This is a genomic window from Streptomyces sp. McG3 (assembly GCF_018619185.1).
Taxonomy (GTDB): domain Bacteria; phylum Actinomycetota; class Actinomycetes; order Streptomycetales; family Streptomycetaceae; genus Streptomyces.
Genome location: NZ_JAAXYC010000032.1, coordinates 1 through 23,855, shown reverse-complemented (window position 1 = coordinate 23,855; position 23,855 = coordinate 1). Strand labels below are relative to the sequence as shown.

Annotated in this window: 18 protein-coding genes and 1 pseudogene; 13 read left to right on the top strand and 6 right to left on the bottom strand. The window is 72.3% G+C overall.

The features are described 5' to 3' along the window. The first annotated feature begins 165 nt into the window (after positions 1 to 165). Complete coding sequence (locus HET64_RS08210) at positions 166 to 360, top strand: hypothetical protein (RefSeq protein ID WP_215103393.1); 195 nt, start codon at positions 166 to 168, stop codon at positions 358 to 360. 40 nt (positions 361 to 400) lie between these two features. Here the strand turns inward: HET64_RS08210 and HET64_RS08205 are convergent, their stop codons facing one another. Next, complete coding sequence (locus HET64_RS08205; RefSeq protein ID WP_215103392.1) at positions 401 to 1,396, bottom strand: helix-turn-helix domain-containing protein; 996 nt, start codon at positions 1,394 to 1,396, stop codon at positions 401 to 403. 121 nt (positions 1,397 to 1,517) lie between these two features. Next, positions 1,518 to 3,041 carry an alpha/beta fold hydrolase gene (locus HET64_RS08200; RefSeq protein WP_215103391.1) on the bottom strand — a complete coding sequence of 508 codons (1,524 nt, stop codon included), beginning with the start codon at positions 3,039 to 3,041 and terminating at the stop codon, positions 1,518 to 1,520. 199 nt (positions 3,042 to 3,240) lie between these two features. Here HET64_RS08200 and paaK point away from each other — a divergent pair, with 199 nt between their 5' ends. The 4 genes from paaK to HET64_RS08180 all read left to right on the top strand — a co-directional run bounded on the left by paaK (position 3,241) and on the right by HET64_RS08180 (position 7,173). Next, the gene (gene paaK, locus HET64_RS08195; protein WP_215103390.1) at positions 3,241 to 4,536 is read left to right on the top strand and encodes a phenylacetate--CoA ligase PaaK; all 1,296 of its coding nucleotides are present in this window, start codon (positions 3,241 to 3,243) and stop codon (positions 4,534 to 4,536) included. A gap of 110 nt (positions 4,537 to 4,646) precedes the next feature. Further along, positions 4,647 to 5,525 carry an ABC transporter substrate-binding protein gene (locus HET64_RS08190; RefSeq protein WP_215103410.1) on the top strand — a complete coding sequence of 293 codons (879 nt, stop codon included), beginning with the start codon at positions 4,647 to 4,649 and terminating at the stop codon, positions 5,523 to 5,525. Further along, entirely contained in the window at positions 5,522 to 6,403 is an 882-nt protein-coding gene (locus tag HET64_RS08185) for an amino acid ABC transporter permease (RefSeq protein ID WP_215103389.1), read from the top strand. The genes HET64_RS08190 and HET64_RS08185 overlap by 4 nt, the downstream gene beginning before the upstream one ends. Further along, the gene (locus HET64_RS08180; protein ID WP_215103388.1) at positions 6,400 to 7,173 is read left to right on the top strand and encodes an amino acid ABC transporter ATP-binding protein; all 774 of its coding nucleotides are present in this window, start codon (positions 6,400 to 6,402) and stop codon (positions 7,171 to 7,173) included. The genes HET64_RS08185 and HET64_RS08180 overlap by 4 nt, the downstream gene beginning before the upstream one ends. Positions 7,174 to 7,441: 268 nt before the next feature. Here the strand turns inward: HET64_RS08180 and HET64_RS08175 are convergent, their stop codons facing one another. After that, complete coding sequence (locus HET64_RS08175) at positions 7,442 to 8,941, bottom strand: acyl-CoA synthetase (protein ID WP_215103387.1); 1,500 nt, start codon at positions 8,939 to 8,941, stop codon at positions 7,442 to 7,444. 154 nt (positions 8,942 to 9,095) lie between these two features. Here HET64_RS08175 and HET64_RS08170 point away from each other — a divergent pair, with 154 nt between their 5' ends. Next, positions 9,096 to 11,510: an acylase gene (locus HET64_RS08170; RefSeq protein ID WP_215103386.1), complete on the top strand. Its 2,415-nt coding sequence runs from the start codon at positions 9,096 to 9,098 to the stop codon at positions 11,508 to 11,510. Positions 11,511 to 11,623: 113 nt separating this feature from the next. Here HET64_RS08170 and HET64_RS08165 read toward each other — a convergent pair whose 3' ends face one another. Further along, positions 11,624 to 13,174, bottom strand: a complete 1,551-nt coding sequence (locus HET64_RS08165) for an acyl-CoA synthetase (RefSeq protein ID WP_215103385.1) — start codon at positions 13,172 to 13,174, stop codon at positions 11,624 to 11,626. Further along, positions 13,171 to 14,280, bottom strand: coding sequence for a nitronate monooxygenase family protein (locus tag HET64_RS08160; RefSeq protein ID WP_215103384.1), 1,110 nt, complete (start codon positions 14,278 to 14,280; stop codon positions 13,171 to 13,173). The genes HET64_RS08165 and HET64_RS08160 overlap by 4 nt, the downstream gene beginning before the upstream one ends. Positions 14,281 to 14,505: 225 nt before the next feature. On the opposite strand from HET64_RS08160, the gene HET64_RS08155 reads away from it, so the two are divergent. Further along, on the top strand, positions 14,506 to 16,470 hold the full coding sequence (locus HET64_RS08155) for a serine hydrolase domain-containing protein (protein ID WP_215103383.1): 1,965 nt from the start codon (positions 14,506 to 14,508) through the stop codon (positions 16,468 to 16,470). 67 nt (positions 16,471 to 16,537) lie between these two features. Here the strand turns inward: HET64_RS08155 and HET64_RS08150 are convergent, their stop codons facing one another. After that, the gene (locus HET64_RS08150) at positions 16,538 to 17,620 is read right to left on the bottom strand and encodes a LacI family DNA-binding transcriptional regulator (RefSeq protein ID WP_215103382.1); all 1,083 of its coding nucleotides are present in this window, start codon (positions 17,618 to 17,620) and stop codon (positions 16,538 to 16,540) included. 226 nt (positions 17,621 to 17,846) lie between these two features. Between HET64_RS08150 and HET64_RS08145 the strand changes: the two genes are divergently transcribed. The 6 genes and pseudogenes from HET64_RS08145 to HET64_RS08120 form a co-directional block, all read left to right on the top strand. After that, positions 17,847 to 19,118, top strand: a complete 1,272-nt coding sequence (locus HET64_RS08145; protein WP_215103381.1) for an ABC transporter substrate-binding protein — start codon at positions 17,847 to 17,849, stop codon at positions 19,116 to 19,118. Between the two features lie 135 nt (positions 19,119 to 19,253). Beyond that, positions 19,254 to 20,096, top strand: a complete 843-nt coding sequence (locus HET64_RS08140; protein WP_215103380.1) for a carbohydrate ABC transporter permease — start codon at positions 19,254 to 19,256, stop codon at positions 20,094 to 20,096. Then, on the top strand, positions 20,083 to 21,012 hold the full coding sequence (locus HET64_RS08135) for a carbohydrate ABC transporter permease (protein ID WP_215103379.1): 930 nt from the start codon (positions 20,083 to 20,085) through the stop codon (positions 21,010 to 21,012). Before HET64_RS08140 ends, HET64_RS08135 begins: the two co-directional genes overlap by 14 nt. A gap of 72 nt (positions 21,013 to 21,084) precedes the next feature. Next, positions 21,085 to 21,849: an SDR family NAD(P)-dependent oxidoreductase gene (locus HET64_RS08130; RefSeq protein WP_215103378.1), complete on the top strand. Its 765-nt coding sequence runs from the start codon at positions 21,085 to 21,087 to the stop codon at positions 21,847 to 21,849. Beyond that, positions 21,837 to 23,630: a heparinase II/III family protein gene (locus HET64_RS39630; protein ID WP_285801843.1), complete on the top strand. Its 1,794-nt coding sequence runs from the start codon at positions 21,837 to 21,839 to the stop codon at positions 23,628 to 23,630. The genes HET64_RS08130 and HET64_RS39630 overlap by 13 nt, the downstream gene beginning before the upstream one ends. 3 nt (positions 23,631 to 23,633) lie before the next feature. Then, positions 23,634 to 23,855, top strand: a pseudogene (locus HET64_RS08120) (hypothetical protein); the annotation flags it as partial.

The following is a 23,855-nucleotide window of genomic DNA, read 5'->3' as shown; positions in this document are numbered from 1 at the left end:
CCATCCGTCCGCACCGACCGGACTCAGGGCACAGTCCGCCACAGCTCCGGTCCGCGCCGGGCCGGGGCCGGCCCCTCCGGCGCCCGGTTGCCGCTCCTGTGTCCGCCCCCTCAAGCCCTTGCCCGCTCGGTCCGGAACAGCGACCCTTCCACCCGCACCGTCCTCGTGGCCCTGAGCAACGGTGAGCTGCTGGCCCTGGACGCGACGACCGGCACGCTCAGCGCCCGAGGACACGTCCACGTTCGCGGGGTCCCCGTCATTCCCACCGACCTGACCGTCACCGGCCCCGGCCGCCTCCTCCTGGGCACCGGCGACGGCCGCGTCCTGACCTGTCACGTGGTCGGACCGCGTCCGCGGTGAGCAGAGGAGAGGAGGAACTCGCCCCGGTACTCCCGGCCGTTCAGCGCACCGGGTCTGTTCGCTCCCGAAGCCTGGCCTCGCGGTAGTCACGGGGGGACATGCCCTGGGCGGCCCTGAACACCCGGCTGAAGTGGGCGGGGGCGCCGAAGCCGCAACGCGCGGCGATCGTGTGCACCGGGGTGTCGACGAGGCGGGGGTCGGCGAGGTCCAGGAGGGCCCGTTCGAGGCGGCGGCTCCGGATGAGGTCGGCCACCGTGGTGCCCTCCCGGTGGAACAGCCGGTGCAGCTGCCGGGTGGAGATGTAGTGCGCGGCGGCGACGGCCCCCGGGGTGAGCCGGGGGTCGTGGAAATTGCTGCCGATGAAGGAGCGGATGGCCAGGACGAGGTTGCGGGTGCGGGACTCCGGCGACAGGACCGTCTCCCGGTCGAGCTCGCCGGCGAGCAGTCCGGCCGCCAGGTCGAGCAGGACCCGGTGCAGCCGGGCCACGTCGGCGGGACCGTAGTCGTCCGCCCGGTCCACCAGATGGGTGACGAACTGGGTGAGCAGCGCGCCGAAGCCGTGACGGCCGGACAGGCACCGGCCCAGCACCTCGTCCAGGGACGTGTTCATCGGAAGGGGCAGCAGCGACCGGGGGATGTCCACGCCCACCCCCACGATCGGCTCGTCGTCGGTCCTGACGCCGCTGGGTCTGGACGTGTCGAGGAAGTAGAGGTCGTGCGCTGCGACGTCGCTGCGCACCCCGCCCTGTTCGACGTGCATGGTCCCGCTGCCGGGCAGCACCAGCGTCATGTGGAGCAGTCCCGGGTCCGACTGCCGGATCAGCCGGGGCGTGCGCCGGAAGCGGGACGCGTGCAGGCGGGCGGGCCACAGGAGGGTGTCCTCTATGCGCAGGAGCCGGTGGTCGGCCCAGAAGTCGTCGGCGTGGGAACTGGTGATCTCCATGGGCGCGATGACGTTGTTCATGTACTGCTGCCAGCAGGCGAACCGGTCGCTCGGCTGAAGGGCATCGGTCCGGAATTCCGCTTCGGTGAGCACGCGCCGTCCCTTCTTTCGTTCCGCGCGGCCTCGTCCCCCTACCGCCGTGCTTCTCAGGATCATTCATCGGAAGCCGCGCAACAACTCCCGCCGCCGGTGGACTTGGCCGCATCCGGCCGGATCAGGCGAGCCCGAACGACCGGATCGCCGCGAGGAACTCCTCCGGCCGTTCCGTGTGGATCAGGTGCCCGGCGTCGATGGTGACCAGCTCGGCGTCCGGTATCGCCCGGACCAGTTGTGCGAGATGCCCCTGGTCGATGTGGCTGGTGGGGCCGCCGCCGATGACGAGGGTGGGCGCGGTGATGTCCGGGAACCGCCTACGGACGGCCGGGTCCGGGTCGCCCAGCTGGGCGTCGGTGTCGGGGACGACGGGCCAGTCGAAGTCGAGCGCGCCCTCCGGGCGGACGGAGGGCGGCCGGGGCGGGTCGAGCGGGTGGAGGGGCGGCGCGTCCTCGATGACGAGCCGGCCGATCAGGCCCGGTTCCCGCTGGGCCAGGAGGTAGGCGGCCACCCCGCCCATGGAGTGCCCGACGACGGTCGCGCCGGCCAGGTTGCGGGCCTCCAGGAAGGCGTGCAGGTCGTCGCGGAACATCTCGAAGGAGTAGCGGCCGGGCCAGTCGCTCAGCCCGTGGCCCCGGAAATCGGGGGCGTACACGCGGTGGTCGGCGGCCAGGTCCTCCGCGATCCGCGTCCAGGTCCCGCTGGAGCCCGCCCGGCCGTGCAGCAGGACGACGGGCGGGGACGGCTCCTCGCCCCACACCCGGTACGCCAGCCGGACCCCGCCCGCCTGCACCGTACGGATGTCGGGGTCGAGGAAGGCCTCCACCGTACGGGCGAAGGCTCCCGGGTCGTCCAGCCACGGGAAGTGCCCGGCGCCCCGCTGGACGACGAACTCGGCGCCCGGGAAGAGCGCGGCGAGCTCCGTGGCCCGGTCCGGGCTCGGATGGCCGTCGTACTCCCCGGCGAGGACGAGGACCGGCACGGCCAGTGCGCGCAGGGCCCCGGCGGTGGCGGCGGGGTCGGGGCCCCCTTCTCCGGCGTAGTGGCCGCGTGCCTCCGCGTTGGTCTGCCCGGCGGAGGCTTCGGCGTGGGCGCGGGCAGCCGCGTCCCAGCGGCCGTAGGTGAGGGGCCGGACGGCGGGCCACAGCTCGGCGAACGGTCCGCCGGCGAGCAGCGCCTCCTGGGCGGCCCTGGCCTCGGGGTACCAGGGCTCGTCGCGCCGCAACTCGGCGGCCTCGCGCAGGTCCTGGTCGCTGATCTCGATGCCCACGGCCCGGGTGCTGGGCGTGACGAGGGTCAGGGTGCGCAGCCGGTCCGGGTGGCGGGCCGCGTACAGCAGGGCCAGGTCGGCCCCGGCGGAATGCGCCAGTACGTCGATCCGGTCGAGGCCCAGGTGTTCGCGCAGCGCCTCCACATCGTCCACGAGGCGGTCGCAGCGGTACGTCGAGGGGTCCTCGGGCACACCGGAGTCGCCGGTGCCGCGGAGGTCCAGCGACACGAGCTGCCGCCGGGCGGCGAGCCCTCCGAGGTCACCGAGATAGGCGCTCGCCCGCATCGGCCCGCCGGGCAGGCAGATCAGCGGCTCCCCCTCCCCCACCAGGTGACAGGCGAGCGGGGTCGTGTCGTGCGCGGAGAAGATCGGCATGCTCCCATCCAAACAGGAAGCCGTGAGCGGGCGCACCGGACTTCGCCGCGGGCTGATCGGCCGCGAACCCCGCGTACCTCTTGCCAGCACCCCCGGCCGCCTGAATTACTGCTCCCAGGAAGATCGACCGAATGATCGGTCGCCCCCTTGCGGCCCGTTCGTCACGTGTTGGCCGCCTGTTTCGGAGGGAAGGGCCCGGATGACGGCCATGCTGGACGCGGCGGAACGGCTCGGCCGTGGCGAACTGGAGGCCCTGCAACTGGAGCGGCTCCGGTCCACGCTGCGCCACGCGTACGACAACGTCCCCTTCTACCGGAACGCCTTCGACAGCGCGGGGCTGCGGCCCGAGGACTGCCGGTCACTCGCCGATCTGGCCCGCTTCCCGTTCACCGTGAAGGCGGATCTGCGGGACAACTACCCCTTCGGGATGTTCGCGGTGCCGGAGCACGAGGTGCGCAGGATCCACGCCTCCAGCGGCACGACGGGGCGTCCGACGGTCGTCGGGTACACCGAACGGGACCTGGACACCTGGGCGGACGTGGTGGCCCGTTCGATCCGGGCGGCGGGCGGGCGGCCCGGCCACAAGGTTCATGTGGCCTACGGATACGGGCTGTTCACCGGCGGGCTCGGGGCGCACTACGGGGCCGAACGGCTCGGTTGCACGGTGATCCCGGCGTCCGGGGGCATGACCGCACGCCAGGTCCGGCTGATCCAGGACTTCCGGCCCGAGATCATCATGATCACGCCCTCGTACATGCTGACGCTGCTGGACGAGTTCGAGCGGCAGGGCGTCGATCCGCGCTCCACGTCGCTCAAGGTCGGGATCTTCGGCGCGGAGCCGTGGACCGAGGGGATGCGCCGGGAGATCGAGGAACGGTTCGCCATCGACGCGGTCGACATATACGGGCTCTCCGAGGTGATGGGCCCGGGGGTCGCGCAGGAGTGCGTGGAGACGAAGGACGGGCTGCACATCTGGGAGGACCACTTCTATCCCGAGGTCGTGGACCCGTTCACCGGTGAGGTGCTGCCCGACGGCGAGGAGGGGGAGCTGGTCTTCACCTCGCTGACCAAGGAGGCGATGCCGGTGATCCGTTACCGCACCCGGGATCTGACGCGGCTGCTGCCGGGGACGGCGCGGACGTTCCGCCGGATGGAGAAGGTCACCGGCCGCAGCGACGACATGGTGATCCTGCGCGGGGTGAACCTCTTCCCCACCCAGATCGAGGAGATCGTGCTGCGTACGCCGGCCGTCGCCCCGCACTTCCAGCTGCGGCTGACCCGGCAGGGGCGGCTCGACGCGCTCACCGTCCGGGCGGAGGCGCGGGCGGACGCCACGGCGGCCGACCGGGAGAAGGCCGCCCTGGCCATCGCGGCGGCGGTGAAGGACGGCGTCGGGGTGTCGGTGAGCGTCGAGATCGTGGATCCGGAGTCGCTGGAACGCTCGGTGGGCAAGATCCGGCGGATCGTGGATCTGCGGGAGCCCGGCACGGGCTGAGACGGCACCGTTGACCGGCGTGTTCACACCATCGCAACACCCGTTCCCACGATGCGGACAGCTGCCGGGAAGTCTCGACAGGGAGGGCCGGGCACTGTCAGTCTCCCGCTATACATCTCGCCAACCGGTCCCTGGTCACCGCCCTCTGCTCCGCCGTCGCCCTCTCGGCCGCCCTCACGGGCTGTGCCCCGCAAGCGGAGGAGAAGGCACCGGACAGGGCCGCCGGCACGTCGGCGTCCTGCGCTCCCGGCAAGCTCGCCACCCAGGTGTCCGGCAAGCTGACCGTGGGCACCGACAAGCCCGCGTACGCCCCCTGGTTCTCCGACGACGAGCCGTCCAACGGGAAGGGCTTCGAGTCGGCGGTGGCGTACGCCGTGGCGAAGGAGCTCGGTTACGACCGCGACGCGGTGGTGTGGCAGCACACACCGTTCAACAGCGCCTTCGCGCCCGGCGCGAAGAAGTTCGACTTCGACATCAACCAGGTCTCCATCAGTGAGGAGCGGAAGAAGGCCGTCGCCTTCTCCTCCGGCTACTACGACGTGCGCCAGGCCGTCGTCGCGCTGAAGTCGTCGAAGGCCGCGAAGGCGACGCGGGTGGCCGACCTCAAGGACGTGAAGCTCGGCGCGCAGGTGGGCACCACCAGCCTCGACTTCATCACCGACCTGGTGAAGCCGAGCGAGAAGCCCGCCGTCTACCAGCGCAACGACTTCGCCAAATCGGCGCTGAAGACCGGACAGGTGGACGCCATCGTCGTGGACCTGCCGACCGCCTTCTACATCACCGGGGCCGAGGTGCCGGAGGCCGAGGTGGTGGGCCAGTTCGCCGCGCCCGCCGGTGACTCCGAGCGGTTCGGTCTGGTCCTGGACCGGGAGAGCACGCTCACCTCCTGTGTCAGCGGTGCGGTGGACGCCCTGCGGGACGACGGCACGCTCGCCGCCCTGGAGAAGAAGTGGCTTTCCGAGGCCGTCGACGCGCCGGTGCTCAAGTGACCCTGTACAAGACGCCGGCCGTCCGCGAGGACGGCTACGTCCCCTCCGAGCGCCGGATCGCCCGCGAGCGGTACCGGCGGGCCCGCACCCGGCGGGCCACCGCGATCGCCGCGGCCAGCACCCTGGTGACGGGCGCGGTGTTGTTCCTGCTGATCACCGGCTCGCCCGGCTGGACCCGTACCAAGGAGACGTTCTTCAGCGCCCATTACGCGCGCGTCGCCTTCCCGCAGGTCATGGAGGGGCTGTGGCTGAACCTCCGGCTGCTGGCCGTGTGCGGTGCGGCCGTCCTGGTGTTCGGCCTGCTGCTGGCGGTGGCGCGCACCCTGCGCGGGCCGGTGTTCTTCCCGGTGCGGGCCCTGGCCACCGCGTACACGGACTTCTTCCGGGGGCTGCCGCTCATCATCTGCCTGCTGATGGTGGTGTTCGGGGTGCCCGCCCTGCGGCTGGAGGGGGTGACCAACGATCCGGTGCTGCTGGGCGGCGGTGCGCTGGTACTGACGTACTCGGCGTACGTCGCCGAGGTCTTCCGGGCCGGCATCGAGTCCGTGCACCCCTCGCAGCGGGCGGCGGCGCGATCGCTGGGGCTGAGCGGCGGGCAGGCGCTGCGCTTCGTGGTGCTGCCGCAGGCGGTGCGCCGGGTGGTGCCGCCGCTGCTGAACGACCTGGTGTCGCTCCAGAAGGACACCGGGCTCGTCTCGATCGCCGGGGCGGTGGACGCCGTGTACGCGGCGCAGATCATCGCGAGCAAGGACTTCAACTACACCCCGTACGTCGTCGCGGGTCTGGTCTTCGTGGCGCTGACCATCCCGATGACCCGGCTCACCGACTGGGTGACGGCCCGGATGGACCGGCGGCGGGCCCAGGGAGGGATCGTATGAGCGTGCCACCGGCGCCGGAATCAGCCTCTCCGGTACTGCGGATGGAGGCGGTCCGCAAGTCGTTCGGGGCGTCGCCGGTGCTGCGGGACGTCGATCTGGAGGTCGCCCCACACACGGTGACCGCCCTGATCGGCGCTTCGGGGTCCGGGAAGTCGACCCTGCTGCGCTGCGCCAATCTCCTGGAGGAGATCGACGACGGGGCGATCTGGCTGGAGGGCGAGGAGATCACCGATCCCCGGGCCGACGCGGACGCGGTGCGCCGCCGGATCGGCGTGGTGTTCCAGGCGTACAACCTCTTCCCGCATCTGACCGTCCTGCAGAACATCACCCTGGCCCCTCGCCGCGTCCACGGGCTGACCCGGCCCCGGGCCGAGGCGGAGGCCCGGGAGCTGCTGGAACGGCTGGGGCTCGGGGCGAAGGCGGACGAGTACCCGGACCGGCTCAGCGGCGGTCAGCAGCAGCGGGCCGCGATCGTCCGGGCGCTGGCGGTACGCCCCCGGCTGCTCCTCCTGGACGAGGTCACGGCCGCCCTGGACCCGGAACTGGTGGGCGAGGTGCTGGGTCTCGTACGGGAGGTGAAGGAGGACGGCATGACGATGGTCATCGCCACCCACGAGATGGCGTTCGCGCGCGAGGTCGCCGACCAGGTGTGCTTCCTGGACGCCGGGGTGGTGCTGGAACGCGGCACGCCCGAGGAGGTGTTCGGCGCGCCGCGCCAGGAGCGCACGCAGCGGTTCCTGCGGCGGATCGTGGAGGCGGGGCGGCTGTAGTGGCGGGGCGGGGCGAAGGGCCGGCGCTGTTCAGCCGGCCTGGGTGTGCCTCTCGGCGTGGGCCTGCACGGCTGGGTCCTTCCCGCGATGGGCGACAGCGTGGGGCCGCGTCTTCCCGGTTCCGTCGTCGCCGTGTACAGGGCCGCCGAATTGCTCCCGTTGGCACGGGGCGGCCTGCTCATCGGCGTCCTCGGTGCGCTGCTTCCCGCCGGCCGGGCCGCCCGGACCCGGACCGCCACGGCGCTGCGCACCGAACAGGCGACCGGGCTCAGGCCAGCTCGTCCCTCAGTTGCCGCTTGAGGATCTTTCCGCTGGCGTTGCGCGGGAGCGCCGCCACGAACACGACCCGCTTGGGCGCTTTGAAGGCGGGGAGCTTCTCGCGTGCGTGGGCGACGAGTTCGCTCTCGTCCGCCTCGCCGCGCAGGACGACGACGGCGGTGACGGCCTCGATCCAGCGGTCGTCGGGGAGGCCGATGACGGCGGTCTCGGCGACGGCGGGGTGGGTGTAGAGCGCGTCCTCGACCTGACGGGAGGCGACCAGGACGCCGCCGGAGTTGATGACGTCCTTGACCCGGTCGACGACGGTGAGGAAGCCCTCGGCGTCGCGGACCGCGAGGTCGCCCGAGTGGAACCAGCCGTCGCGGAAGGCGTCCGCCGTCTCCTCGGGCTTGTCCCAGTAGCCGGAGCACAGTTGGGGCGAGCGGTAGACGACCTCGCCGGCGGTGCCGTCGGGGACGTCCTCGCCCTTCTCGTCGACGACCCGCGCCTCCACGAAGAGGACGGGCCGGCCGCAGGACTCCATCCGGCCCTCGTGCTCGTCGGGGCCCAGCACGGTGGCCAGGGGGCCGATCTCGCTCTGACCGAAGCAGTTGAAGAAGGCCAGGTGCGGGAGGCGTGCGCGCAGTCGCTCCAGGACGGGCACGGGCATGATCGAGGCCCCGTAGAACGCCTTGCGCAGACCGGAGAGGTCGCGGCCGGCGAACTCCGGGTGGTTGGCGAGGCCGATCCAGACCGTGGGCGGAGCGAACAGGCTGTCGGCCTCCCCCGCTTCCACGAGGTCGAAGATCGTGGCGGCGTCCGGGGCGTCCAGGATGGTGTTCTCCGCGCCGACCGCCAGATACGGCAGCAGGAACACATGCATCTGGGCGGAGTGGTAGAGCGGCAGGGAGTGCACGGGCCGGTCGTCCGCGGCGAGGCCGAGCGCGGTGATCGCGCTGACGTACTCGTGGACCAGGGCCCCGTGCGTCATCATCGCGCCCTTGGGCAGCGCGGTGGTCCCGGAGGTGTACAGCAGCTGCACCAGATCGTCGGAGGCGGGCGGGAGCAGGGGGGTGAACGCCCGTTCCGCCTCCAGGGCGTCGAGCAGCGAGCCGGGGTCGTCGCGCAGCGCGCGCACCGGGAGTCCGGCGGGGAGCCGCGCGGCGAGGTCCGGGTCGGTCAGGACGAGGGAGGAGCCGGACTGGTCGAGGAGGTAGGCCAGGTCGTCACCGGTGAGGTTCTGGTTGACCGGTACGTGGACGAACCCGGCCCGTGCGCAGGCGAGGAAGCCGATCAGATAGGCGTCGGAGTTGTGCGCGTATGCGGCCACCCGGTCGCCGGGGGCGAGTCCGTGCTCCTCGGTGAGGACGGCGGCGGCCGTGGAGACGGCGGCGTCCAGGGAGCGGTAGGTCCAGGCCCGGCCCGCGTACCGCACGGCGGTCCGGTCGGGGCTGCGCCGGGCGCTGCGGGTGAGGACGCCGTCGACTGTGCTGCTGCGTACACCTGTCATGGCGTGATCCTGTGCGGCCCGGCCCCCGGGGGTCAAGAGGCTGGATACCGACCAGACGGTTGACAGCTCCCGGGGCTCCCTGGCTGAGTGGCGCTTGGCCGTTCGGACGGTCCGGACCGGCCGCCGTGCCACCCGTACCGCTGGGAGGAACACCTTGACGTTACGCAACCGTCTGAGACTGCTCGGGGTCGCCGGTCTCGCCCTGTTCACCGTGTCGGCCTCGCTGCCGCCGGCCGCCGCGTCCGGGGCCCCCGGGTCGCGGCACCCGTCCGGGGGCGGTCTCTCCGCCGTCATCCGGTACACGGAGTACGGCATTCCGCACATCGTGGCGAAGGACTACGCGCGGCTGGGGTTCGGCACCGGCTGGGCGCAGGCCGCCGACCAGGTGTGCACGCTGGCGGACGGCTTCCTCACGGTGCGCGGGGAGCGGTCGAGGTTCTTCGGCCCGGACGCCGCCACGGACTACTCCCTCTCCTCGGCGGCGACGAACCTCTCCAGCGACCTGTACTTCCGGGGCGTCCGGGACTCCGGCACGGTGGAGAAGCTGCTCAAGGAGCCCGCGCCCGCCGGTCCGAGCCGGGACGTCAAGGAGACGATGCGCGGGTTCGCCGCCGGGTACAACGCGTGGATCGCGCAGAACCGGATCACCGACCCGGCCTGCCGGGGCGCGTCCTGGGTGCGCCCGGTGACGGCGCTGGACGTGGCGGCGCGCGGCTACGCGCTGGCGGTGCTCGGCGGCCAGGGGCGCGGGATCGACGGCATCACGGCCGCCCGGCCGCCGACCGCCGCTCCCCCGGCGGCCGGGGTCACGCCCGAGGAGGCGGCGACGGCGGCGGAGCGGCTGCTGTCGACGCAGAACGCGGACATGGGGTCCAACGCGGTGGCCTTCGGCGGCTCCACCACGGTGAACGGGCGCGGGCTGCTGCTCGGCAACCCGCACTACCCGTGGCAGGGCGGGCGCCGCTTCTGGCAGGCGCAGCAGACGATCCCCGGCGAGCTGAACGTGTCGGGTGCGTCCTTGCTGGGCTCGACGACGATCTCGATCGGGCACAACGCCGATGTGGCGTGGAGCCATACGGTCGCCACGGGCGTCACGCTGAACCTGCATCAGCTCACCCTCGATCCGGCCGACCCGACCGCCTATCTGGTGGACGGCGAGCGGGAGCGGATGACGAAGCGGACAGTGAGCGTCCCGGTGAAGGGCGGGGCCGACGTGACCCGCACCCAGTGGTGGACCCGCTACGGGCCGGTGGTCACCTCGATGGGCGCGGGGCTGCCGTTGCCGTGGACGGCGAGCACGGCGTACGCGCTGAACGACCCGAACGCGACGAATCTGCGGATGGCGGACACCGGTCTGGGCTTCGGCAAGGCCCGCTCCACGGGTGACGTCGAGCGTGCGCTGCACCGGTCGCAGGGCATGCCGTGGGTGAACACGATCGCCGCGGACCGGGCGGGGCACTCGTTCTTCGCCCAGTCGCAGGTGCTGCCGAGGATCACGGACGAGCTGGCGGAGCGCTGCTCGACCCCGCTGGGCCGGGCCACCTACCCCGCGTCCGGCCTCGCGGTGCTGGACGGGTCGAGGGCGGACTGCGCGCTGGGAAGCGACCCGGACGCGGTGCGGCCGGGGATCTTCGGCCCGGGCCGGATGCCTGTACTGAAGAACCAGCCGTACGTGGAGAACTCCAACGACAGCGCGTGGCTGACGAACGCGGACCGGCCGCTGGCCGGGTACGAGCGGGTCTTCGGCACGATCGCGACGCCCCGGTCGTTGCGGACGCGCGGCGCGGTCGAGGACGTCGCGTCGATGGCGGACCGGGGCAGGCTCCGGGTCGGGGACCTCCAGCGGCAGCAGTTCGCCAACCGTGCGCCCGCCGGGGATCTGGCCGCCTCCGGGACGGCGAAGTGGTGTGCGGCCCTGCCGGGCGGCACGGCCGTGGGCACCGACGGGACGCCGGTCGACGTGTCGGCGGCCTGCGGGGTGGTGCGGCGCTGGGACCGGACCGTGGACAGCGACAGCAGGGGCGCGCTGCTCTTCGACCGGTTCTGGCGGAAGGCGTCGTCGGTACCCGCCGCCGAGCTGTGGAGGACGCCGTTCGACCCGGCCGACCCGGTGCGCACCCCGCGCGGCCTGAACACGGCCGCACCCGGCGTGGGCCGGGCACTGGCGGACGCGGTGGCGGAGCTGCGGGCGGCGGGCATCGCGCTGGACGCGCCGCTGGGCGAGCACCAGTTCGTCGTGCGGAACGGCAAGCGGTTCCCGATCGGCGGCGGGACGGAGTCGCTGGGCATCTGGAACAAGACCGAGCCGGTGTGGAACGCGGCGGCCGGCGGCTACCCGGAGGTGTCGGCAGGCTCCAGCTACATCCAGGCGGTCGGCTGGGACGACAGCCGCTGCCCGGTGGCCCGGACGCTGCTGACGTACTCCCAGTCGGAGAACGTGAAGTCACCGCACCACAGCGACCAGACCCGGCTGTACGCGGGTGAGCGCTGGGTGACGTCCCGGTTCTGCGAGAAGGACATCGCACGCTCGCCGGCTCTGCGGGTGGTGCGGGTGCACGAGCGGCGGTAGGCGAGAGCCGGGAGGGCTGCGGGTCACGCCCGGGAGGGCTGTGGGCCGGTCCGGGAAAGCCCTCGGCCCGGTCCGGGAGGGGCGCGGTCCGCCCCTCCCGGACGCGGTCGCCGCTACAGCGGGCGTTCGAAGCCCTCCCAGTACGGTTCGCGCAGCCGCCGTTTGTAGAGCTTGCCGTTGGGGTCGCGGGGCATGGCGGCGATGAAGTCGAGGCTCCGGGGCCGTTTGTACCCGGCGAGCCGCTCCTCGCAGTGGGCGAGGATCGCGGCGGCGAGCGCGTCCGACGGCTCGTGGCCCTCGGCCGGTTCGACGACGGCCTTGACCTCCTCGCCCCGGTCGGCGTGGGGGATGCCGAAGGCGGCGGCGTCCGCGACGGCGGGGTGGGTGAGCAGGGCCGACTCGATCTCGGCGGGGTAGATGTTGACCCCGCCAGCGATGATCATGTCGATCTTGCGGTCGCGGAGGAAGAGGTAGCCGTCCGCGTCGAGCACGCCGAGGTCGCCGACGGTGAAGAAGTCGCCGATGCGGTTCGTCCGGGTCTTCGTCTCGTCCTTGTGGTAGCTGAAGCCGCCGGTGCTCATCTTCATGTAGACGGTGCCCAGTTGGCCCGCCGGGAGCCGGTTGCCGTCGTCGTCGAAGACGGCCAGCTCGCTGATCGGCCAGGCCTTGCCGACGGTGCCCGGCTTCTTCAGCCAGTCCTCGGCGGTGGCGAACGCTCCCCCGCCCTCGCTGGCCGCGTAGTACTCCTCGACACAGCTCCCCCACCAGTCGATCATGGCGCGTTTGACGTGGTCGGGGCAGGGGGCCGCCCCGTGGATGGCGTGCCGCATGGAGGAGACGTCGTAGTGGGCCCTCACCTCGTCGGGGAGCGCGAGCAGACGGTGGAACTGGGTGGGGACCATGTGGGTGTGGGTGCACCGGTGGGCGTCGATGAGGCGCAGCATCTCCTCCGGGGACCAGCCGTCCATCAGGACCAGCGGGTGGCCGATGTGGAGTGCCGCGCCCGCGAACTGGAGCACGGCGGTGTGGTACAGCGGTGAGCAGACCAGGTGGACGTTGTCGTCGAACGGGCGGATGCCGAAGATGCCCAGGAACCCGCCGAGGTAGGTCTCCTCGGGGAGTTTGCCGGGCAGGGGGCGCCGGATGCCGCGCGGGCGGCCCGTGGTGCCCGAGGTGTAGTTCATGACCCAGCCGAGGGTGCGGCCCTCGGGCGGGGTGGCCGGGTGGCCTTCGAGGAGTTCGGCGTAGGGGCGGCAGCCGGGGACCGTGCCGACGCCGTAGCGGTGGGTCGCGGGCAGTTCCGCCTCGTCGGCGGCGGCCGTCGCGGTGGCCGCGAAGCGTTCGTGGGCGATCAGGACACGGGCCCCCGAGTCGGCGACGATCCAGGCGATCTCGGGGCCGACGAGGTGGTGGTTGACCGGGACGAGGTAGAAGCCGGCCTGCGAGGCGGCGAGGTGGGCGGTGAGGAGTTCGACGCCGTTGGGCAGCACGACGGCGAAGGCGTCGCCCTCGCGCAGCCCGGCCGCGCGCAGTCCGTGGACCATGCGGTTGACGTCGGCGTGGAGCCGGCCCGCGCTCCACTCCTCGCCGCCGGGGGCGATCAGGACAGTGCGGTCGGGGTCGGCGGCGGCCTGGGCCCAGAAGCCGTTGGGCGGCTGGTTCACGTGGCACTCCTTCCGGCGATGCGGTTCATGCGGGTGACGGCCCGTTCGAAGCCGCGGGTCAGGTCGTCGACGACGGCCCGGACGCTGCGTTCGCCGGTCATCCGGCCGACGATCTGCCCGACGGGTGTGCCGAGCAGCTCGCCGACCTCGTACTTCTGGATCCGGGAGACGGCCTCGGCGACCAGCAGCCCCTGGAGCGGCATGGGCAGGGTGCCGGGCCCCGCCGGGTCGTCCCAGGCGTCGGTCCACTCGGTACGGAGCTGGCGCGCGGGTTTCCCGGTGAGGGCGCGGGAGCGGACGGTGTCGCCGGAGCCCGCGGCGAGCAGCTTGGCGGTCAGGGCCGGGGAGTGCAGGTCGGCCTCCTCGGTGGTGAGCCAGAGGGAGCCGAGCCAGACGCCCTGCGCGCCGAGGGCGATCCCGGCGGCGGCCTGTTCGCCGCTGCCGATGCCTCCGGCGGCGAGCACGGGAAGCGGGGCGACGGCCTCGACGACTTCGGGGACCAGCACCATGGAGCCGATCTCACCGGTGTGGCCGCCGGCTTCGTACCCCTGGGCGACGACGACGTCGATGCCCGCCTCCGCGTGCCGCCGGGCGTGCCGGGCGCTCCCGGCCAGGGCGGCGACGAGGACCCCGTGGTCGTGGGCCCGTTCGATGACGTCGGCGGGCGGGGAGCCGAGGGCGTTGGCGAGAAGTTTGATCGGGTAGTCGAAGGCCACGTCGAGCTGGTTCCGGGCGACCTCCTCCATCCAGCCGGTGATGCGCCAGCCGGACACCTCCCCCTCGGCCAGTTCGGGCACGCCGTGGCGGGCCAGGAGCTCCTGCACGAATCCGCGGTGCCCGGCCGGGATCATCGCCTCGACGTCCGCCTCGGTGACACCCTCGACCTTCTTGGCCGGCATGACGACGTCGAGGCCGTAGGGCTTGCCGTCGGCGAGGCCGTGCAGGCGGTCCAGGTCGCGCGCGAGGTCCTCGGGAGCGGTGTAGCGCACCGCCCCGAGCACACCGAAGCCTCCGGCTCTGGTGATGGCCGCTGCGACCTCGGGGAACGGCGTGAAGCCGAAGATGGCGTGCTCGATTCCCAGTTGGCGGCTCAGTTCCGTCTCCATGGGCGGCAGGATGCCGCAGCGGGGCGGCCGAGGGAAGGCTTTTTCTGATGCAGCGTCAGATTCTTTGGGGGCCGGGACGCGCCCGGGAGCGCGAGGGTGACAGTAATCTCTGCGGCGGCAGGAACTTTCACTGCTCGGCGATATTTCGGAAGTTACTTTCGCGCGGGCTCCGGCACGGCGGGCACGGCCCGGTGACCGGACGCCGGGCGCGGGAAGGAGTTGCGGATGACCGGGGACATGCGGGACGACGGACGGGCGGCGGACGGCCGGGACGCGCGAGGAGGCCCGGAGCCGGCCGGGGGCCACGGATCCACGACCGGCCCACGTCCGGCCGGGGGCCTGGCCACCGGCTCCCGCGCCGCCGGACGTGGCATCGCCCGGCGGCGGCTGGGCGGCGGGATACTGGCGCTGGGCGGTGCCCTCGCGCTGACGCCGATTCCGCTCGCGGGCGCGGCCGGCCGGGGCGGGCCGCAAGCGGGGACCGCGGACGGAGCGGCGGACACGGGAGCGGGCATGGAGTCAGGGGCACACCGGCCCACGCTGCGGCGCGGGAGCGCCGCGCGCGCCGGGCTGTTCCAGGGGCCGCTGGACCAGCTCGTCCGGGACGCCGAGGCCTACCTCGACGACTCCCCCGCGCACCCCTGGTACGCGGGCGCGGTCCTGCTCGCCGGGCGGGGCGGGACGGTGGCGCTGCACCGGCCGATCGGCAAGGCGGTGCGCTATGCCGCGTACGACGAGAAGACCGACACCGGGGTGGAGTTCCCGGCGGACCAGCAGATCGCGATGGCCGAGGACACCGTCTTCGACCTGGCCTCGATCTCCAAGCTGTTCACCTCGCTCCTGGCGGTCCAGCAGATCGAGCGCGGGGCGCTGGAGCTGGAGGCGGCGGTCGCCTCCTACCTCCCGGACTTCGCGGGCGGCGGCAAGCAGGACATCACGGTCCGTCATCTGCTGACGCACACCTCGGGCTTCCGTTCGTGGATCCCGCTCTACGAGGAGCCGACCCGGGAGGGGAAGCTCCGGATGCTGTGGGAGGAGGTCCCGGCGAGCACCCCGGGCAGCGCCTACCTCTACTCCGACCTCAATCTGATCTCGCTGCAGCTGATCCTGGAGAGGATCACCGGCCGCCCGCTGGACGCCCTGCTCCGCGACGAGATCACCGCCCCGCTCGGGATGCACCGCACCCGCTACAACCCGCCCGCCTCCTGGAAGCCGAAGATCGCGGCGACCGAGGACGCCCGGCCGCCCTGGTCCGGTCTCGATCGCGGGCTGGTCTGGGGCGAGGTGCACGACGAGAACGCCTTCGGCTTCGGCGGGGTGGCGGGCCACGCCGGGGTGTTCTCCTGCGCCTGGGACCTCGCGATCCTCGCCCGGACGCTCCTCAACGGCGGGGTGTACGGCCGCTCCCGCATCCTGTCCGAGGAGTCGGTCGACCTGCTGTTCACCGACTTCAACACCGCGTTCCCGGGCGACGAGCACGGCCTGGGCTTCGAGCTCTACCAGCACTGGTACATGGGCGCGATGGCGACCCCTCGCAGTGCGGGGCACACCGGATTCACCGGGACCAGCCTGGTGCTCGACCCGTCGACCGACACCTTCCTCATCGTGCTGGGCAACTCCGTCCACCCGGTGCGGAGCTGGCGCTCGGGCAGTGCGCCCCGGGTGGCGGCCGCCAACCAGCTGGCGCGGGCCGTTCCGGTCCGGCCCGAGCGGGGGCGTACGGCGTGGTTCTCCGGGATGGCGAGCGCGTCCACCGCCACCCTCACCCTGCCCGCCCTGCGTCTGGACTCCGCACGGGCCCGCCTGGAGTGCGCGCTGTGGTGGGACACCGAACCGACGTCCGACGGGCTCTTCCTGGAAGCGTCGACGGGGCAGGACTGGCAGCCGGTGCCGTTCACCACCCTCGCGCCGGGCCCCGGCCACCGCCCGGACCCGCAGCCGCACCCGGCGGGCTCGGTGACCGGCTGGTCGGGGCGCGTCTGGCACCGGCTGGAGGCGGACCTGACGGAGTGGCGCGGCCGGGACGTACGCCTGCGCTGGCGCTACGCGACCGACCGGCTGTACGTGGGACGCGGCGCGTACGTGGACGGGCTGCGGGTCCGCGACGGCCTCCGCACGGTCTTCGACGCGGAGCGGCCCCGGGACGCCGTCCGGATCGAGGCGACGGGCTGGGTGCCCTCGGCGGACTGAGCCCGCGCCCGAACGGGGAGGGGCGTCGGCGGCCGACGCCCCTCGCACCGCCGGGGCGGTCGCCCCCTCACGTCACTGCGTCCGCCTGCGCGGGCAGGGACGCGGGCGCGGGCACCGGCGCGGTCGACTCACGGACCACCAGCCGCGGCCGGATCAGCAGGGAGCGGCCGGCCGAGGGCGCCGACTCGATCCGGGCGCGCAGTTGCTGGAAGGTCTCCGCAGCCATCTCCGGCAGCGGCTGGCGGACGGTGGTGAGCGGCGGTTCGAAGAGATCGGCGAGCAGGATGTCGTCGAACCCGACCACCGACACATCGCGCCCGGCGGTGCGTCCGGCGTCCTTGGCGCCCCGGCAGATCCCGATCGCGCACATGTCGTTGATCGCGACGAACGCGGTCGGCGGGCGGGGCCCGGAGAGCAGTTCGCGGGCGGCGTTGCGGCCCAGTTCGGCCGCGTCCTTGTCACCGAACTCGCTGGTGTCCGCCCCGGGCCAGACCGTGGCGTCGGCCGGGTCGAGCCCGGCCTCCTCCAGCGCGGCACGGAATCCCCGCAGCCGCTCGCGGCGGTTGACGCTGTTGACCGAACCGGAGACGAAGGCGAGTCTTCGGTGGCCGAGTTCGAGGAGATGGCGGGTGGCCAGCTCCGCCCCCATGGCGTTGTCCACGCTGATGCTCGCCAGCGACGGCGGGTCGCCCGCCTGGGCCGTGCGGTCGAAGGCGACCATCTTCAGACCCCGGCTGAGCAGCGGCTCGACGTGTTCGAGAGAGGGCAGCGAGGAGCAGAGCACCACTCCGCTGACCCCGTCAGCCAACAGCTCCTCGCCGTACTTGAGCTCCCGTGCGGGATCGCGCTCGCTGTTGCAGAGCAGCACGTGGTACCCCTCGGCGAGCGCGATGGCCTCCAGCTCCCGCGCGAGCGACCCCCAGAACGGGTTCGCCACGGAGGGCACGATCAGACCGATCACCTTGATCCGGCCCGTGCGCAGCATCCGCGCCGCACGGTTGGGCCGGTAGCTCAGCCGCTCGATGGTCTGCTCGACACGGGCCAGGGTGGCCGCCTGCATACGGTCGGTGCGCCCGTTGAGGACGTTGGAGACCGTACTCGCGGAAACACCCGCAGCCGCCGCGACCTGATGGATCGTTACCCCGCTCATGCCACCTCCGGTTCGAAACTCCCTGACGACCCTAGTGTATCGATTTACTGAAGTCTCTCTACCGATACACCCGTTAACTTGCTCGAAAAATTGTTGTGCATCAGCTGTTGACGCCACTCCGGCGGCATTCCTAGTCTCAGTGCATCGATTTACCAGCACTTCCCAGCCATGGCCGGGACTACCTCACTGGATCGATCCACAAACTCCGCCTCAAAAGGGGTGCCTCATGGAACTCAACAGACGGTCGCTGCTCGCCGCCATCGGTGCGGGCACCGCCGCCGCGCTCACGGGCTGCGGCACCGGCACCGGCACCTCCGCGGCCGGCTCCGCCGACGGACCCGCCGAGGGCGAGATCACCCTCCTCACCCCGATCTACGAGGGCGCGAAGGGCAAGACCCTCCTGGAGGGCGACATCCTCGGCGGGTTCCGGAAGAAGTATCCGGACGTCAAGGTGAACGTGGACTACACCACGTACGACCAGCTCAACGAGAAGATCACCACCGGACTCGCGGGCGGCCTGCTGCCCGACGTGCTGATGATGGGGGTCGGTTGGATCCCGCCGTTCGCCGCCAAGGGGGCGATCGCGGAGCTGCCCGAGAAGCTGGCGAAGACCCACGACTACGAGAAGCGGGTGCTGGAGCCCTCGCGCCACGACGGCAAGCTGTACGCCCTGCCCGTGGTGCTCGACACCCGCATCGTGGTCTACCGCAAGGACCACTTCGCCGAGGCGGGCATCCGCAAGACGCCCGCCAACTGGTCCGAACTGCGCGCTGTCGCGAAGCAGTTGACGACGAAGGGGCGGGTCGGGTTCGACCCCTTCTCCATCAATCTGCGCCAGTGCTGGGAGACCTTCCTCTTCGCCAACGGCGGCCAGTTGTTCAGCGCGGACGGCAGGAAGCCGCTGTTCACCGACGCCCGCGGGGTGGAGGCCCTCCAGTTCTTCAAGGACCTGGTGGCCGACGGTTCGGCCGACTACGCGCGCAAGACCGACGTCGGAGCACCGTCGAACGTGCAGACCGGCCAGGGCTCGATGATGATGACGACCAGCGCTCTGTGGGTCCAGGTCAAGGAGCAGAGCCCGGAGCTGATCGAGCAGGACAAGCTCGGCTCGTTCGTCCTGGCCAACCGCAGGCCCGCGATGCTCCAGGGCGGCACGCTCGTCAGCCAGTCGGCGAGCTCCCGGCACCCGGCCGCGGCCCGTGCGCTCGTGGAGTGGCTGGCCACCCCCGAATCGATCCTCGGCGCGGCGCAGCAGCGCGGTTCGGTGCCCGGGCTGCGGGATCTCAGCGACACCGCCTACGTCAAGGAGAACCAGTTCGTCGACCTCTCCCTGAAGAACCTTGAGCACGCGGCGTCCGAGGGCGGCACCGCCGCCTGGATGGAGATCCGCGAGAAGATCGTGCCGACGCTGGAGCCCGCGATCGTGGGCGACCAGTCGGCGAAGGACGCCATCGCGGAGCTCGGCCGGCTCGCCGAGGCCGCCATCGGCCGGATGTGAGGACCCGTCACTGTGGGAGCGACATCCGTATTGAAGGCGCGGCCCGTGCGGCCGCCCGCACCTCCTGAATCGGCGCCGACCCGGCGCACCCGCCGGACCCCCACGGGCCCCGGACGCCGACGGCGCCGGGCGGGCATGCTCATGGTGGCGCCCGCGCTGCTGCACGCCTCGCTGTGGATCGGCCTGCCGGTACTGGCCGCGGTGGTCCTGGCGTTCACGAAGTACGACGTGCTGACCGCGCCGCAGTTCGTGGGGCTTGACAACTTCCGGGACATGCTGGACGACGCGGTCTTCCGCAAGTCCATCGTCAACACCGTCGTCTACACCTTCTTCACCGTGCCGTTCGGCATGCTGCTGGGCCTGCTGCTGGCCATGGCCCTGCACACCGGCCTCAAGGCCCGTGGCGTCTTCCGCACCGCGGTCTTCCTGCCGCAGGTCACGGCCACGGTCGCCATCGCCCTGGTCTGGCTGTGGATCTACAACCCGGGCAACGGCCTGCTCAACGCGCTGCTGTCGTTCCTCGGCATCGACGGCCCGGCCTGGCTCTCCTCGACGACGTGGGCGATGCCCTCGGTGATCCTGGTCGGCATCTGGCAGGGCATCGGCATGAAGATGCTCATCTATCTCGCCGCGCTCCAGTCCCTCCCCAGGGAGCTGTACGAGGCGGCGTCGGTGGACGGCGCGTCGAAGGTCCGGCAGTTCTTCTCCATCACGCTGCCGCTGCTGAAGCCCGCCACCTTCTTCGTGCTCATCACGTCGATGATCAGCGCGTTCCAGTCCTTCGACCAGATCTACATCCTCACCGACGGCGGCCCCGCCAACAGCACGACGATGATGACCTACGAGATCTACAAGTCCGCCTTCCGGGAGTTCCGCGTCGGATACGCCTGCGCCCAGTCCCTGGTGCTGTTCGTGCTGCTGATGGGCTTCACCCTGGTCAACCGGCGGATCATGGGAGGCACCCGTGGCCACAGTTGATACGCGGAAGCCGGTGGACGTGAGCACCGCGAAGCCGCGGGGGCGCGGCGCCCGGCGGCCGGTGTCCCCGGGCCGGATCGCGCTCTACATCACGCTGTCGGTGATCTCCCTGCTGATGGTGGTGCCGTTCGTCTGGATGGTGATCACCTCACTCAAGTCGCCGGTGGAGATCGCCTCCCAGGACGCCGGACTCCTGCCCAGCAGCTGGCAGTTCAGCAACTACGTCGACGCGTTCCGGGCGGCCCCGTTCGCCACGTACGCCCGCAACAGCTTCATCATCGCGATCAGTCACACCGTGCTGAACGTCCTGGTCGCCTCCATGGCCGGGTACGCGCTGGCGCGGATCAGGTTCCGCGGCAGCGACGTGATCTTCTACCTGTTCATCGCGGCGCTGATGATCCCGACGTACACGAAGGTGCTGCCGGAGTTCCTGATCGTCCGCTTCATGCCGCTGGCCGGCGGGAACGACATCCTCGGTCAGGGCGGGAGCGGCTGGCTCGACACCTGGTGGGCCCTGATCATCCCGGGTGCGGTGACGCCGTTCGCGGTCTTCCTCTTCCGCCAGTTCTACCTGGATCTGCCGGTGGAGCTGGAGGAGGCGGCCCGCCTCGACGGCCTCGGCGAGTTCCGCATCTACGCCCGGATCATGACGCCGCAGGTCAAGCCGGCCCTCACCACCGTGGCGCTGCTGACCTTCGAGTCGTCCTGGAACAACTTCCTGTGGCCGTTGCTGGTGACCCGGACGGACAGTCTGCGGGTCATCCAGGTCGGGCTCTCCGTCTTCAAGACGGAGAACGGCACCCAGTGGCACTTCCTGATGGCCGGCACCACGCTCGCCACCCTTCCCATGGTCCTTCTCTTCCTCATCGGCCAGCGCTACTTCGTGCAGGGCTTCGCCACCGCCGGTCTCAAGTGACCGGCCCCCGGCCCCGCGTGGCCGGGCACCGAATCCGGCCCCCGGCGGCCGGAAACCGAAAGGGCTTCACCCATGTCTGCTGATCTGCAGGGCTCCCGCGCGCTGGTGACGGGGGCGGGGCACGGCATCGGCCGCGCCATCGCGCTCGCGCTGGCCGAGGCCGGCGCCGACGTCGCCGTGCATTACCACTCCTCCGCCGACCGGGCGGCCGACACGGTCTCGGCGATCGAGGCGCTGGGCAGGCGCTCCAAGGCGTTCGCCGCCGACGCGACCGTCACCGCGGACGTGGACCGGCTGGTCGAGGAGGCGGCCGGCTTTCTCGGCGGACTCGACATCCTGGTCTGCAACGCCGGTCACCTCGTCGGCCGCTCGACCATCGCCGAGATGAGCGACGAACACTTCGACCGGGTGATCTCCACCAACCTGTCCTCGACGTTCCGCACGGTGCGGGCGGCGCTGCCGCATCTGACGCGGTCCCCGGCCGGACGCGTCATCACCATGTCCTCGCTCGCCGCGCACAACGGCGGTGGCCCCGGCTCGGTGGCGTACGCGGCCGCGAAGGCCGGGATCCGCGGCTTCACCAAGGGCCTGGCCAAGGAGCTGGCCGGGACCGGCATCACGGTCAACGCGGTCGCGCCGGGCTTCATCAAGGGCACCGCGTTCCACGACACCTTCACCGCGCCCGCGGCGCAGGAGGCCATGGAAGCGGGCATCCCGGTCGGCCGGGCGGGCACCCCCGAGGACGTGGCGTCCGCCGTGGTCCATCTGGCCTCGCCCGCTTCGGGCTTCCTGACGGCGACCACGACGGACATCGACGGTGGCGTATGGCCGCGTTGAGGCGGATCGCGCGGGAGCGCGGCGGCTGGTGGCACGGTCACGTCTGCCCGGCGCACGGGGTGGAGCTGGAGCACGGCGATCTCCTCGCCGGGGTGTTCCCCGAGGGCGGTGCGCGGTGTGCGCACGGCTGCCGGGTGGACACCGACGCGGTGCGGGGCGCGTGGCTGGTCCTGTCGCACCAGGCCTGGGCCCGTCATCTGCGGGTGCTGGCGCACCGGGGCGAGCGGGCGGAGGCGGTGGAGCGGCTGGGCGAGTACGCGGGCCTGTACGCCGAGCTGGCCGCCGACCGGCACAGCGAGGCGCAGGCCTGGATGCTGCGCGGCCGGCTCTTCCACCAGGCGCTGACGGACGCCATCTGGGCGGTGAACGTCGGGCACGCGGTGATCACCCTCGCGGAGAAGGAGACCGGGGACCTGGCGGCGGTGCTGCCGCTGCTGGAGGCGCTGGAGGAAGCGGCGCTGGAGGCCCGGGACGTGCTGACCGCGCAGGGGCACCTGGCGTCCAACTACACGGCGTGGCTGAACGCGGCCGGCGTCGCGGCGAGCCGGGCGGCGGCAGCCGTCCGGTCCACGCCCTGGGAGGGCGCCGGGTGCTGGCTGGAGGGCGAGCACGGGCTGTACGCGCATCTGCGCGTGGCCGTCGCGGACGACGGCTGGGAGTGGGAGGGCAGTACCTACTACCACGGCTTCGTGCTGCGGGCGGCGCTGCTGGCGCTGCGCTCCACCGCCCCGTCCGCCCTGCCGACCGACGTGGTGGGCGTGCTGGCGGGAATGACGGACGTGCTGGCGGCCGTCGCGACGCCGGGCGGTGTGCTGCCCGCCCTGCACGACGGCCCCTACCGGCGCGACGTCCTCGGCCTCGAGTGGCTGGAGCTGATCGCGCTGGCCTCGCAGTCGGTGCCGTCGGACGCGCTGGACGCGGTGGCGGACCGGGTCCGTGCGGAGCTCGGCGACGCGGACGACGCCCTCGACCGTGAGCTGGGCGGCTGGTTCGCCGGGCCGCCGCTCCCCCGTCGGGCCGCTGCCGCCCCGGTCACCGTGTTTCCCTCGACCGGGTACGCGGTGCTGCGGGCGGCGGGCATCCACGCCCTGGTGGACTTCGGCCCGCACGGCGGATCGCACGGCCACCGGGACAAGCTCTCCCTGTATCTGTACGGCGACACCACCGCGTGGCAGCCGGACCCGGGCCAGGTGCCGTACGCCCACCCGGAGTTCCGCGACCTGTACACCTCGACGGCGGCCCACCCCGCGTTCCGGGTGGACGGCGCCGAGCAGGCCGAGTGCGCCGGTGCGCTGACGGCGGCGGACGCCGTCTCGGTGACCGCCGAGGTGACGGAGGCGTACGAGGGTGTCCGGGCGGTCCGCCGGGTGGCCGTCGGCCCGTGCTATCTGGTGGACCTCCTGACGGTGGAGGTCACCGGCCGGGAGGACCCCCGCGTCACCGCCCAACTGCGGCCCGGCACCGCACTGGACGTGCAGGTGCAGGCGGCGGGCCCGGTGCGCACCAACTGGTACGGGGACGAGACGCTGCACGGCTGGCACACCCAGAGCGCCGGAGTGCCGGTGCGCCCCCTCACCCTGCCGGGTCCCGGTCCGGCGGACGACCCGCAGCGCACCCGTACCCGGGTCGACTTCACGGCCGATGGAGCGCACGTCGTCTTCGCCTCGGTCTACCAGGCGGCGTCGGCGGGCCCCGCGGTGAGCGAGGTGCGGCTGGACGGCACGGAGCTGACCGTGGAGCTGGCGGACGGTTCGAGGTCCCGCTTCCGGACGGAGGGCTGAGCCGTGCTGCTCTCGGCGACCCCGCCGCCCGGTCCGCGCCCCGCCCAGGAGACCCGGGTGCGGGAGGAGGCGGCCCGGCACCGCGGGCTGACCCCGCCCGGCCGGGCTCCGGCCGCCGCCTCCAGACCGTCCAGCAGCAGCGCGAGCCCGGCCGCGTGGGTGGCGTCCATCCGCTCCTCCCACGAGGCCGGCGCCCCGCCTGTCCCCTGTCTCTTATACCCATCT